Consider the following 11,840-nt stretch of genomic DNA (forward strand, 5'->3'; position numbering starts at 1 on the left):
ATGGCCATGCGTGACCCGCGAGAGCAGACCTTCAGTACTCACGACGACGTCGAGTTGTTCTACCGTCACTGGCCTGCCGCCACAGCCGTGACCGGCGAGCGCAAAGCCATTCTGTTGTTCCATCGAGGCCACGAACACTCGGGACGTATTGCCCATCTGGTCGATGAGCTGGATCTGCCTGATTTCGAGTTTTTTGCTTGGGACGCTCGCGGCCATGGCCAATCCCCCGGCGAGCGTGGTGACAGCCCCAGCTTCGCCACCAGCGTCCGGGATGTACAGACCTTCTGCGACCACATCGCCATAGCACACGGCATCCAGACACAGAACATCGCCGTCATCGCACAAAGTGTCGGCGCAGTGATTGCCGCCACCTGGGTTCACGATTACGCGCCGCGCATCCGCGCTTTGGTACTCGCTTCACCGGCGTTCAAGGTCAAGCTCTACGTACCTTTCGCCCGTACGGGTCTGGCACTGATGCGCACGTTTCGCGGCAACTTTTTCGTCAACAGTTACGTCAAGGCAAAATTCCTCAGCCACGACCCCGAGCGCGTGGCCTCCTACGACACCGACCCGCTGATCACCAAGGCTATTTCGGTGAATGTGTTGCTCGGTTTGTACGAGGCCGCAGACCGGGTAGTGGCCGACGCCAATGCGATCCAGGTACCGACGCAACTTCTGATTTCCGGCTCCGATTTTGTGGTCCATCGCAAACCCCAAGAGCAATTCTTCGAGCGCTTGGGCAGCCTGAAAAAAGAGAAACACATCCTCCCGGGTTTCTTCCACGACACCCTTGGCGAGGGTGATCGTGCCGCGGCAGTGACCAGCGCAAAACGCTTCATCCTGCAAAACTTTGAATACCCGCTGGACCGCGCCAACCTGCTGGATGCCGACAAGATCGGCATGACCTGTGCCGAGTCCGAAGCTCTCGCCGCCCCTCTGCCACGTAACTCGCTGCGTGACCTGTACTGGCGTATGACTCGCGCCAGCATGCGCCTGGGCAGCCAACTGTCAGCAGGGGTGAAGTTGGGCTTCGACACCGGTTTCGACTCCGGTAGTACCCTCGATTACGTGTATCGCAATAAGCCCACAGGTAAAGGCAAGCTGGGTCGGATGATTGATGAGAACTACCTGAACTCCATCGGCTGGCGCGGTATTCGCCAACGCAAACTCAACGTCGAAGAACTGCTGCGCCTGGCCATGACCAAGCTGCGCGACGAAAGCCGCGAGGTGCGCATCGTCGACATCGCCGCTGGCCATGGCCGCTACATCCTGGAAGCTTTGCAAGGCGTCAGCCCTTTGCCGGAATCGATCCTGCTGCGCGACTACAGCGATATCAACGTGCGCGACGGTGGCAACCTGATCCGCGAAAAAGGTTTGGCAGACATCGCCCAATTCGTCAAAGGCGACGCCTTCGACCGCGCCGACCTTGCGGCGCTGACGCCCAAACCGACGTTGGCGGTCGTGTCCGGGCTGTATGAATTGTTTGCCGACAACAGCATGGTCGGCGACTCCCTCGCAGGTCTGGCCGACGCGGTCGAGCCGGGTGGTTACTTGGTCTACACCGGCCAGCCATGGCACCCGCAACTGGAATTAATTGCCCGTGCCCTTACCAGCCACCGCCAGGGTCAGGCATGGGTGATGCGTCGACGCAGCCAGGCAGAAATGGATCAACTGGTAGAAGCGGCGGGTTTCCGCAAGATCACCCAGAGGGTGGACGAATGGGGGATTTTTACCGTGTCCCTCGCGCAGCGTATTCAGTAATGCACGGCACGGCACGCGAGCCGGGCTTACTCAAGTCCGCCATACTCTGGCTTCTAGTGCTGGCGCCGCTATTTTTCGCCAGCTATGGCTTTGCCACCTGGGTCACAACCCAGCGCAGTGATGTCGGCACCTTTGTGTTCGACTGGGAAACCGCAATGCCCTTTTGGGCGTGGACCATCGTGCCCTACTGGTCGATTGACCTGCTTTACGGTTTCTCCCTGCTGTTGCCCAACAGTCGCCATGAACTCAAACGCCATGGCTTGCGCCTGCTCAGTGCGCAGTTGATTGCGGTCAGTTGCTTCCTGCTGTGGCCCCTGCGCTTTACCTTCGACCGGCCTGAGCTGGACGGGGTGTTCGGCTGGTTGTTTGCAGTGCTGGCGGGGTTCGACAAGCCGTTCAACCAGGCGCCGTCGCTGCACATCGCCCTGCTGGTAATTCTGTGGGTGATGTACCAGCGTCACACCCAAGGCCTATGGCGCTGGCTGGTCCACGGCTGGTTCGCGCTGATCGGGATTTCGGTGCTGACCACTTATCAACATCACTTTATCGACTTGCCCACAGGCGCCCTAGCCGGTTGGCTGTGCGTGTGGTTGTGGCCGCTGGACCGGCCCAGCCCGCTAAGCCACCCGCGCCTGGCCACAGATCGCAAACGCTGGCGGCTGGCCCTGCGTTATGGCGCAGGGGCATTGGCCTTGGCTCTCGTGGCCTTCAACCTGGGCGGCGCGTGGCTGTGGCTGATCTGGCCAACGGTGTCGTTGCTACTCGTGGCACTCAATTACGCGGTGCTGGGTGCCGACGGCTTTCAGAAGCGCACAGACGGGCGCCTCAGCCCCGCCGCCCGCTGGCTGTTTGCGCCCTATACGGCGGCGGCGTGGATGAATTCGCGGCTGTGGACAAAAAACCACCCCCAGCCCGATCAGGTTGTAGATAACGTTTGGCTCGGGCGCTTGCCCAGTGGCGAGCAATTGACACCGTTCAAAGCAGTGGTGGATCTGTGTGCCGAGTTGCCCCTTGACCCACAAGGTCGCGCCTACCAAAGCCTACCAGTGCTCGACCTCATCGCTCCGACTGCCGAACAATGCCGTATCGCCGCCCAAGCCATCGAACACTTGCGCCAGCAAGGGCCGTTGCTGGTCTGCTGCGCCTTGGGCTATTCGCGTAGCGCCACCGCCGTTGCCGCATGGCTGCTACAGACGGGGCGCGCTGCCCATGTCGACGAGGCCGTGGCGCTGATTCAAACCGCCCGCCCACACGTGGTGCTGCACCCCGCCCATCGTCATGCACTGGAGAGCGCCTATGCCGGTTGATATGGAGCTGCATGTAACCGCCAGCCTGTTGCGTCAGGGTCGCTCCCTGGATCAGCTATCCACAGGGTTGACCTTATTGGGCGTGTTGTTTGGCCTGGCGCAGCTGCTGATGACCAGCATCATCCCGCTGTGCCTGATTCTCAGCACTGGGCTGATCATCCTGGGCTTACTGCAAAAATACTGGGCATTGCGGGTGGCCTTCGACGCCGATCTGTTTGCCTTGGTCGCCCGTAACGCCGAGCCCCTGCCCGAACGCACCCGGTCGCTTGACCTTGCCCTGCAAAACCTCGGACTGCAATCGGCCACGCGTGCGGGCCGACCGTGGGCCGAGCGTCAGCGCGGGGCACTGAAATTGCTGCGCAAACAAGCCATCCTGCTGGCCGCGCAGGTGCTGCTGACGCTGGCGGCGCTTCTCGCCAGCCCCTGGCTACCTTTCGCTGGATAAGGAATCCTGTATGTTCGAACCCGTAGTAGCCACCCTCATCACCTCCATGGCCCGTACTGTCACAGGCGCCCGCAGCCTGTGGATGGGCTGCGCGCCGGTGCCGGTGCAGCGCATTTATTTCGCTAACCACAGCAGCCATGGCGACTTCGTGCTGCTGTGGGCATCCCTGCCGCCCAACCTGCGTAAGCTCACACGCCCGGTGGCAGGCAGTGATTACTGGAACACAAGCTCGGTGCGCCGGTACATCATCAACCGGGTGTTTAACGGCGTGTTGATCGACCGCGAGCGCAAAGACCCTGCAGATAACCCCTTGCAGCCCATGCTAGATGCCTTGGGCCAAGGTGACTCCCTGATCCTGTTCCCGGAAGGCACACGCAATCTTGAAGACGGCTTGCTGCCATTCAAAAGCGGCCTGTATCACTTGGCAAAAAGCTACCCGCAGGTCGAGGTGATTCCTGTGTGGATCGCCAACCTCAACCGCGTCATGCCCAAAGGCCGAGTGTTGCCGCTACCGTTGCTGTGTACCACCAGTTTCGGTGCGCCGTTGCAGGTAGCCGAAGACGAAAGCAAAGAGCAGTTCCTTTCTCGCAGCCGCGACGCGTTGCTGTCCCTCGCCCCGGAGCATTCCTGAGATGGATAAACAAACCCTGATGCTGTTCGGCGGCATTGGCATGATTCTGGTGCTGGCATCGCTGATTGGCCTGATTCTCAAGCTGCGCACCCGAGGCACTCCCAATGCGGTAATCGACAACCTCAATGCCCGAATCAACGCCTGGTGGGTGATGGTGGTAGTGATCGGTATTGCCTTCTGGCTCGGTACCGGCGCGGTGATCCTGCTGTTTTATGCAGTGTCTTTCTATGCGTTGCGGGAGTTCTTGACCCTCACTCCGACCCGACGCAGTGACTACCCGGCACTGGTGGCTGCGTTTTACCTGGCATTGCCACTGCAATATTTGCTGATCTATTTCGATTGGTACGGGCTATTTTCGATTTTCATCCCGGTGTACGTGTTCCTGCTGCTGCCTATCCTTGCGTCCCTGGGTGGTGACAGCAACCACTTCCTCGAACGGGCGTCGAAGGTCCAGTGGGGGTTGATGATCGCGGTGTTCTGCGTATCGTTCGTGCCAGCACTGCTTACCCTGGACATCGTCGGCTATGAAGGCCGTAACCTGCTGCTCATCGCCTACCTGGTGATCGTGGTGCAACTGTCGGACGTATTGCAGTACGTGTGCGGCAAGTTGTTTGGCAAACATAAAATCGCCCCCAACCTGTCACCCTCGAAAACCGTCGAAGGCTTTGTGGGCGGAGTTCTGTTGTCGTCGCTGATCGGTGCAGCGCTGTGGTGGACCACACCGTTCAACCCCTGGCAGTCATTTTTGATCGCGCTGCTGATCAACCTGCTGGGTTTTGCCGGCGGGATTGTGATGTCGGCAATCAAGCGCGACCGGGGCGTGAAGGATTGGGGCCACATGATCGAAGGCCACGGCGGAATGCTCGACCGGCTGGATTCAGTCTGTTTTGCGGCGCCGATTTTCTTTCATCTCGTGCGTTATTGGTGGACCTGAGCCCAAACGGGAGAGAGTTTGCTCGCGAAAAACCCGAAGATGGTCGTATGGGATTCGAACCTGCGACCAATTGGCTAACACGAAACCCGCCACAACTGATCCAGCCTCGTCGTAAAGCTTTGACTCATCATCTCCCGACGCATGCTCCAATCCGGCTTGCTCGGCACACTGGCGGCACGTAACGTCCCCCTGCCCCAACGCCCGTTGATCTGATCCAGAACCGCCATCACCCTGGATGCTTCTGCGGGCTGATTCATCGCAAACAGATCATCGGAAAACTCCCCGGGCTGGCGAAGATCCAGCAGCAGCACCTCGGCCTTGCTGTACTTGAAGCCGGGCTGAAAAACATGCTCCAACGCATCAACGGCCGCCTTGGTCAGCAACCGCACATCATCCGTCGGATATGGCAGGGTCACGACGACGCCTTTCGCGTATTTCGCTTCGTCCGGGTTAAACATGCCTGTGCGGATGCTGACCCGGACTTTCTTGCAGTAGGATTTTTGCGCTCGCAGTTTTTCCGAGGCACGCATCATGTACGTGGCAACGGCCTCTTTGATCGGTGCCAGTTCGGTCAGCCGTTTGCCAAACATTCGACTGCAACAGATCTCCTGCTTCGGAGGATCAGGCTCGTCCAACTCCAGGCATGACGTACCCGACAGCTCACGTGCCGTTTTCTCGATCACAACGCTGAACTTTTTACGAAGTGACCAGGGGTCAGCCTTGGCCAGGTCCATCGCAGTCTTGATACCCATGCTTTCAAGGTGAGCGGTCATACGGCGTCCTACCCCCCACACTTCAGACACGACCGTATTACGCAGCACCCAGTCGCGTTCAAGATCACCGCACAGATTCACCACACCACCGGTGCGTGTCTGGAGGCGCTTGGCCGTATGGTTGGCGAGCTTGGCCAGGGTTTTGGTGTGGCCAATACCAACACCCACGGGTATGCCGGTGCACTTGAGGATTCTGGCTCGCAACTGCCTGCCCAGGGCGCTGACGTCTGCGATACCGGTCAGGTCAGCAAACGACTCATCAATGCTGTAGACCTCCACTGCCGGCACTATGGATTCGATCAGGCTCATGACCCGCTCGCTCATGTCCCCGTACAGCGCATAGTTCGATGAGAACGCAACGATCCCCTCCTGCTGGAGGCGCTGCTTGATCTGGAAATATGGCTCACCCATTTTCACAAAGGGCTTGGCGTCGTAACTGCGAGCGATGACGCAGCCATCATTGTTGCTCAGCACCACAATGGGAACTTTCGCCAGGTCCGGTCGGAATACCCGCTCGCAACTGGCATAAAAGCTGTTGCAGTCAATCAGTGCAAAAACCGGCCTGGGCTTAGTGACCATGGCGGCGCACGCGGTGAGTAACCACCCCCCCGTTCGAGCAAGCGTCAGTAGCCGGTAACGGGAAAACTGCAGACATCTTGAGCGCGTGAAGGGGTAAACGGACGCCGCCTTCAGCCTGAAGACCCAAGAGTGCAAAGCTCATGACGCACGCCTTTAATTAACTGTATGAATATACAGTTAACGCTGTAGGACGTGTCTGGTCAATATTTCTGTCAGGGTTTTCTGACGGGAGGAGCCCGGGGTTTGTCGCAGGTGAGCACTCTCAATCTTCGTCACAGATAAGTGCCGAGGATATCCAGGCCCGAGTTGACGCTCATGTCACCGGCCGGGTGACAGCGTCTACAGGGGCCAGTAAATCAAGCAACGGCTCACCGCAATCGATGGTGGCCGATTAATCTTCTGCGCCACGAAACGTGACAGCGCGGTTGGTAAAAATCGTCTGCAAACTGGCTGGCTCATTACCTAAATCTGTCTTTCGCCTTATCTCTTCAAGCCCTAACTCAATACGGTAATCACAGAGGTGATCGAACAGCTTGTCTTGTGAGACCGTGATGGCCTCGCCTCCACTCTTGGAGCACAAGATATGCAGTACGGCGGCGAACGGGAGAGACAGCGCCTCCTCGACATCGCGCTCAAAATACGCCTCCAACTGCGCAGCCAACAGCCCCAGCCACTTGTCATTCAGATTGCAGGGCAAAGTGGACTCAAATCCTTTGCGAAGCACCTCGTCACGAAACGAAACCATCAAATCCTTAGCCATGACATAACCCTCAGTAGTGAGGCTGCTATTAAACTACTGTCAAAAGACCATGGCTCTGGCTGCGATCGCGGGAAATTTCCTAATTTCAGGTGAATCAATTCCTACTTCGCTTTCCCTACCTAGTTTGCATTGATGTGCCGTCGAGAGAGGATGAAATGCCACGATTGGGGATGATATTTGCGAGCTTGGCTGGCTAACACCCGCTCACCGAATGTCAAAAGTACGAGACGGCCTGGGCAACCTATTGAGCAAGAAAAGCCAGGACTAACGCCTCGCCAAATCGCAGGCACAAAAAAGCCGGTTAATCCTGAGGATTAGACCGGCTGTTTTGGTGTTGCATATGGTGGGTCGTGTGGGATTCGAACCTACGACCAATTGGTTAAAAGCCAACTGCTCTACCAACTGAGCTAACGACCCGCTTCGTTGTGGGACGTATAATACTGATTTCTAACGAGAATTCAACACCTTGTTCGAAATAAATTCGAAATAATTCAAAAATAGCGGGTTGGGTCAATAATTCCGGCTGCTGCGAAGCCTTCCGCACGCAGGCGGCAGCTATCACACTTGCCACAAGCTTGGCCTTGGGCGTCCGCCTGGTAGCAAGAAACTGTCAACGCGTAGTCCACACCCAGCTTTGTACCCGCTTGTACGATTTGAGCCTTGCTCATGTTTTGCAAAGGCGCCTGGATTCGAAAACCCTGCCCCTCTACACCGGCCTTTGTTGCCAGGTTTGCCATGACTTCAAATGCTTCAACAAACTCCGGGCGGCAATCCGGGTAGCCGGAGTAATCCACAGCATTGACGCCGATAAAGATATCTCGCGCCTGAAGCACTTCAGCCCAACCCAACGCCAAAGAAAGGAACACTGTGTTGCGTGCGGGTACGTAGGTAACCGGAATGCCTTCACTTGGAGCTTCTGGCACGTCAATCGAAGTGTCGGTCAGTGCCGAGCCGCCAATGCCGTCCAGGTTCAGGCCAATGACTTTATGCTCAACCGCCCCCAGATCCCGCGCAACACGCGCTGCGGCATCGAGTTCGGCACGGTGACGCTGGCCGTAATCAAAGCTCATGGTGTAGCAGCTATAGCCTTCAGCACGAGCCATGGCCACGACCGTTGCTGAGTCGAGGCCGCCAGACAGCAAGATCACGGCTCTTTTTTCGGTGACAACAGTTTGTTCGGTCATTTCAGCGCCCCGGCTCGTCATTCCACAGATATTTGTGCAGCTGCATTTGCAAACGTACAGGCAGGTTATCCGCCACGATCCAGTCAGCCAGATCACGGGCCGGCAAGTCATGGTGACTCGGCGAAAACAGCACTTCGCCCGCCCGTCGATCCAGACCATACTCAATCAGCTTGGATACCGCCCAGTCGTAGTCTTCCCGCGAACAGATCACGAACTTGACCTGATCATTAGGCGTCAACAAAGCGATGTTTTCGTAGAGGTTGCGATGGGACTCTTTGGAGCCCGGCGTTTTCAAGTCAAGAACGCGGCTAACGCGCGGGTCGACTGCCGAGATGTCCAGCGCACCGCTGGTCTCGATCGAGACTTCGTAGCCAGCATCACAGAGTTGCTTGAGCAGAGGAATGGCATTGGGCTGAGCCAGCGGCTCGCCACCTGTCACACATACGTAACGCGGACGAAAGTCGGCAACTTGCTGGAGGATGTCGTCCAGAGGGCGCACAGTCCCGCCACTGAAGGCGTAAGCGCTGTCACAGTAACCGCAGCGCAAAGGGCAACCGGTCAGGCGTACAAAAACGGTGGGCAGGCCAGCCGTTCGCGTTTCACCCTGCAACGAGTAAAAAACTTCGGTAATTCTCAATGTGTCTTGCATATTCGCCACGGGCGTAACAGCTAAACAGGCTGTCCGCCTCCGTCAGGCACTCCAAAGAATCTGCTCACGCAGGATTAAGAGGAGCGTATTTCATAAAAGGGCGTGGATTCTAACGAAAAAACCCGCGATAGGCGCGGGTTTCTCGATTTAAGCCGGTTAATGCTTACATGCGCTGCAAATCGCGCTGAGCCAGCTGAGCAGCCGAAGTACCCGGATACTGGGCCACTACCTGCTGCAAGATGCCTTTAACCTTGTCTGTGTGACCCAGGCGGCGCTCTACATCAGCAAGCTTATAGAGTGAATCCGGTACTTTCGCATGCTTGGGATACAGCTGACTGACTTTGGCAAATGCCTGGCCAGCGGCCTGCAAATCGCCTTTGGCCAAGTTCACTTCACCCAGCCAGTATTGGGCATTGCCCGCATATTGGCTGTTTGGGTATTTGCGCAGAAAGGCCGTAAATGCCTGGCTGGCCTTGTCGAAATCCTTGGCTTTGATCAAGTCGAAAGCAGCATCGTAATAGAGCTTTTCTTTCGCAGGATCACCTGGTTCCGAACTGGCAGCAGCCTGAGTAGCAGGCGCTGCTGTATTACCGGCGGCGTTAGCACCACCGGCAGAAGAATTATCAGGAGTGGCAGCAGGAGCAATGCCAGCACCAATGCGCCGATCAAGTTCCTGGTATCGCTCCAGGCTTTCTTGTTTCATGCGCGAAACATCATTTTGCAGAACTTCAATCACACCTTGTTGGCGTGCAATCTGCTCCTGCATTTGTTGCAACTGGTTGAACAGCTCGCCCTGTGCCGAGACAGGGGCCGAAACCCCTCCCCCGGCATAGGCGCCGCTCGCACCATAACCCGGTGATGGATAACTCCCCCCGCTATTGTTATAGCCAGAGTTGTCATCGACCACAGGAACCGCAGCCCATGCCGCTAGCGGCATGAGGCTGAGAGTCAGAATAGTTACAGCACGGCGGCACGTTCGCATGACGAATTACTTACGCAGTTCGACGCGACGGTTTTGAGCCCACGACTGTTCGTCGTTGCCAGTAGCGATTGGACGCTCTTTACCGTAGGACACCAGCTCCAGCTGTGCTGGAGAAACGCCTTGCAGTACCAGGTAGCGTTGAACGGCTTTCGCACGACGCTCGCCCAGTGCCATGTTGTACTCACGAGTACCACGGGCGTCAGTGTTACCTTCCAGAACAACGCGAGCGCCGTTAGCTTTCAGGTCTTTAGCATGAACGTCCAGAGCGCGCATTGCTTCTGGTTTCAGGTCCGAAGAATCGTATTCGAAGTAGAAAACAGTGATAGCGCGCAGAGCAGCTTCTTCGCTCAGGGAACCATCAACAGCGCCAGTGTTTGCGCCGTAACCAGCGTTTGGATCAACAGCAGCGCCTTCACCGGCATTGTCGCCGCCTTTGGACGAGCAACCTACAGCTACAGCCATGGCCAGTGCCAGCGCAGCAAATTTACCAAACTTCAGCATTTCCATCGTAAAACTCCTAATGAACCCCAAGTGTTATGTGAAACGTACAGCACCACGTCAGTTCAGGTAAGGGGACCAGGAAGGTTCTCTGACTTCGCCTTGAGCGGTAGGAAGAGGGAGCCTTACGCGTCCATTGATAGACACGAGCATCAAGACTCCCCGGCCCTGCTGGCGGGTGGCGTAGATTACCATGGTGCCGTTGGGTGCAACAGTAGCAGACTCATCAAGGTTGGTATCTGTGAGGATTTTCACGCTTCCACGCTGCAAATCTTGCGCCGCAACACGGAAATTGGTGAAACCGTCCTGACGATGGATCATTACCAGGGTCTTTTCGTCAGCCGAAAGCTTGGGACTGGCGTTGTAGTTCCCGATAAACGTCACGCGCTCTGCGTTACCGCTGCCTACATTGGTTTTGTAAATCTGCGGTTTGCCGCCACGGTCAGAGGTGAAGTAGATGGTAGAACCATCTTTACCCCAGAACGGTTCAGTATCGATTGCCGGGTTGTTGGTGACGCGAGTCAACCCACGGGAAGCCAGATCCATCACGTAGATCTCGGCATTGCCGTCTTTGGACAATACGAACGCCAGCTTGGAGCCATCCGGCGACCATGCAGGCGCACCGTTCAAACCTTCAAAGTTGGTGATTTGCTCGCGGCGACCGGTATCAATGTTCTGCACAAAGATACGAGGACGTTTCTGCTCGAACGATACATAAGCGATGCGCTTGCCATCCGGTGCAAAACGCGGCGACAGGATCGGCTCGCGCGACTGCAGCAAAGTAACGGCACGGGCGCCATCGTAGTCCGAGCGCTGCAAGGTATAACGGGTGTTGGTTGCACTTGCACGTTCTGCTGTTACATAAAGCAGGCGAGTTGAGAATGCACCTTTGATGCCCGTCAGCTTTTCAAACGACTGATCAGAGATGTAATGCGCCATGTCACGCAATTGCTCAGCCGTTCCCGACACACTGCCAGTCAATACTGGCTGCTCGGTGGCAACGTTGAACAAAGCATATTGCACCTGCAGGCGACCGCCCGCTGGCACGATATTACCGACCATTACGTATTGGGCACCCAGGGCTTTCCAGTCGCGAAAAATGACTTCGCTGGCCTGAGTCGGCAAGCCGATCATGTTCTGCTTTGGAATCGGCGCGTAATAACCCGAGTTACGCAGGTCATTGCCGATGATTTCAGCCATGTCATCCGGCAATACGGTGCCGCCCTGCCAGCCAAAAGGCACTACGGCAATAGGCGTCGCCCGGTCGCTACCGCTGGTGACCAGAATGTTCTTTTCATCTGCTACAGCCATCCCTGCCAAGCAGCAGACGACGACCA

12 protein-coding genes and 1 tRNA gene are annotated in these 11,840 nt (G+C 57.0%); 5 read left to right on the forward strand and 8 right to left on the reverse strand.

Features of this window, described 5'->3' with window-relative positions; genetic code table 11:
* Nucleotides 1–6: 6 nt before the first annotated feature.
* The 5 genes from AACY07_RS00335 to AACY07_RS00355 are packed head-to-tail and all read left to right on the forward strand — an operon-like array spanning nucleotide 7 to nucleotide 5,078.
* Complete coding sequence (locus AACY07_RS00335) at nucleotides 7–1,761, forward strand: bifunctional alpha/beta hydrolase/class I SAM-dependent methyltransferase (RefSeq protein WP_339473019.1); 1,755 nt, start codon at nucleotides 7–9, stop codon at nucleotides 1,759–1,761.
* A complete protein-coding gene (locus tag AACY07_RS00340; protein WP_339473020.1) occupies nucleotides 1,761–3,068 on the forward strand; it encodes a phosphatase PAP2/dual specificity phosphatase family protein in 1,308 nt (435 codons plus the stop codon). The genes AACY07_RS00335 and AACY07_RS00340 overlap by 1 nt, the downstream gene beginning before the upstream one ends.
* Nucleotides 3,058–3,513, forward strand: coding sequence for a hypothetical protein (locus AACY07_RS00345; protein ID WP_339473021.1), 456 nt, complete (start codon nucleotides 3,058–3,060; stop codon nucleotides 3,511–3,513). The genes AACY07_RS00340 and AACY07_RS00345 overlap by 11 nt, the downstream gene beginning before the upstream one ends.
* 10 nt (nucleotides 3,514–3,523) lie before the next feature.
* Nucleotides 3,524–4,144, forward strand: coding sequence for a lysophospholipid acyltransferase family protein (locus AACY07_RS00350; RefSeq protein ID WP_339473022.1), 621 nt, complete (start codon nucleotides 3,524–3,526; stop codon nucleotides 4,142–4,144).
* A 1-nt stretch (nucleotide 4,145) separates the two neighbouring features.
* Complete coding sequence (locus AACY07_RS00355; RefSeq protein WP_339473023.1) at nucleotides 4,146–5,078, forward strand: phosphatidate cytidylyltransferase; 933 nt, start codon at nucleotides 4,146–4,148, stop codon at nucleotides 5,076–5,078.
* Between the two features lie 74 nt (nucleotides 5,079–5,152).
* On the opposite strand, the gene umuC is transcribed toward AACY07_RS00355, so the two are convergent.
* The 8 genes from umuC to tolB all read right to left on the reverse strand — a co-directional run bounded on the left by umuC (nucleotide 5,153) and on the right by tolB (nucleotide 11,814).
* The gene (gene umuC, locus AACY07_RS00360; protein WP_339473024.1) at nucleotides 5,153–6,430 is read right to left on the reverse strand and encodes a translesion error-prone DNA polymerase V subunit UmuC; all 1,278 of its coding nucleotides are present in this window, start codon (nucleotides 6,428–6,430) and stop codon (nucleotides 5,153–5,155) included.
* Between the two features lie 391 nt (nucleotides 6,431–6,821).
* Nucleotides 6,822–7,190, reverse strand: a complete 369-nt coding sequence (locus AACY07_RS00365; protein ID WP_339473025.1) for a hypothetical protein — start codon at nucleotides 7,188–7,190, stop codon at nucleotides 6,822–6,824.
* Nucleotides 7,191–7,531: 341 nt separating this feature from the next.
* Nucleotides 7,532–7,607: transfer RNA gene (locus tag AACY07_RS00370), tRNA-Lys, on the reverse strand.
* Between the two features lie 74 nt (nucleotides 7,608–7,681).
* Nucleotides 7,682–8,374 (reverse strand): 7-cyano-7-deazaguanine synthase QueC, encoded by a 693-nt coding sequence (gene queC / locus AACY07_RS00375; RefSeq protein WP_133077402.1) that lies wholly within the window; start codon nucleotides 8,372–8,374, stop codon nucleotides 7,682–7,684.
* Between the two features lies 1 nt (nucleotide 8,375).
* On the reverse strand, nucleotides 8,376–9,023 hold the full coding sequence (queE, locus tag AACY07_RS00380; protein ID WP_133077401.1) for a 7-carboxy-7-deazaguanine synthase QueE: 648 nt from the start codon (nucleotides 9,021–9,023) through the stop codon (nucleotides 8,376–8,378).
* 163 nt (nucleotides 9,024–9,186) lie between these two features.
* Nucleotides 9,187–10,005: a tol-pal system protein YbgF gene (gene ybgF, locus AACY07_RS00385; RefSeq protein ID WP_133077400.1), complete on the reverse strand. Its 819-nt coding sequence runs from the start codon at nucleotides 10,003–10,005 to the stop codon at nucleotides 9,187–9,189.
* Nucleotides 10,006–10,011: 6 nt separating this feature from the next.
* Entirely contained in the window at nucleotides 10,012–10,512 is a 501-nt protein-coding gene (gene pal / locus AACY07_RS00390) for a peptidoglycan-associated lipoprotein Pal (protein ID WP_003441254.1), read from the reverse strand.
* Between the two features lie 51 nt (nucleotides 10,513–10,563).
* Nucleotides 10,564–11,814, reverse strand: a complete 1,251-nt coding sequence (tolB, locus tag AACY07_RS00395) for a Tol-Pal system beta propeller repeat protein TolB (protein ID WP_016782234.1) — start codon at nucleotides 11,812–11,814, stop codon at nucleotides 10,564–10,566.
* Nucleotides 11,815–11,840 lie beyond the last annotated feature (26 nt).

The sequence above is a fragment of the Pseudomonas sp. RL_5y_Pfl2_69 genome (assembly GCF_963970465.1).
Classification (GTDB): Bacteria; Pseudomonadota; Gammaproteobacteria; order Pseudomonadales; family Pseudomonadaceae; genus Aquipseudomonas.

What these genes read in the sequence shown, in the direction of transcription:
- AACY07_RS00335 (WP_339473019.1), top strand. Translation starts at nt 7, where the DNA reads ATGCGTGACCCGCGAGAGCAGACCTTCAGTACTCACGACGACGTCGAG.
- AACY07_RS00340 (WP_339473020.1), top strand. Translation starts at nt 1,761, where the DNA reads ATGCACGGCACGGCACGCGAGCCGGGCTTACTCAAGTCCGCCATACTC.
- AACY07_RS00345 (WP_339473021.1), top strand. Translation starts at nt 3,058, where the DNA reads ATGCCGGTTGATATGGAGCTGCATGTAACCGCCAGCCTGTTGCGTCAG.
- AACY07_RS00350 (WP_339473022.1), top strand. Translation starts at nt 3,524, where the DNA reads ATGTTCGAACCCGTAGTAGCCACCCTCATCACCTCCATGGCCCGTACT.
- AACY07_RS00355 (WP_339473023.1), top strand. Translation starts at nt 4,146, where the DNA reads ATGGATAAACAAACCCTGATGCTGTTCGGCGGCATTGGCATGATTCTG.
- umuC (WP_339473024.1), bottom strand. Translation starts at nt 6,430, where the DNA reads ATGGTCACTAAGCCCAGGCCGGTTTTTGCACTGATTGACTGCAACAGC.
- AACY07_RS00365 (WP_339473025.1), bottom strand. Translation starts at nt 7,190, where the DNA reads ATGGCTAAGGATTTGATGGTTTCGTTTCGTGACGAGGTGCTTCGCAAA.
- queC (WP_133077402.1), bottom strand. Translation starts at nt 8,374, where the DNA reads ATGACCGAACAAACTGTTGTCACCGAAAAAAGAGCCGTGATCTTGCTG.
- queE (WP_133077401.1), bottom strand. Translation starts at nt 9,023, where the DNA reads ATGCAAGACACATTGAGAATTACCGAAGTTTTTTACTCGTTGCAGGGT.
- ybgF (WP_133077400.1), bottom strand. Translation starts at nt 10,005, where the DNA reads ATGCGAACGTGCCGCCGTGCTGTAACTATTCTGACTCTCAGCCTCATG.
- pal (WP_003441254.1), bottom strand. Translation starts at nt 10,512, where the DNA reads ATGGAAATGCTGAAGTTTGGTAAATTTGCTGCGCTGGCACTGGCCATG.
- tolB (WP_016782234.1), bottom strand. Translation starts at nt 11,814, where the DNA reads ATGGCTGTAGCAGATGAAAAGAACATTCTGGTCACCAGCGGTAGCGAC.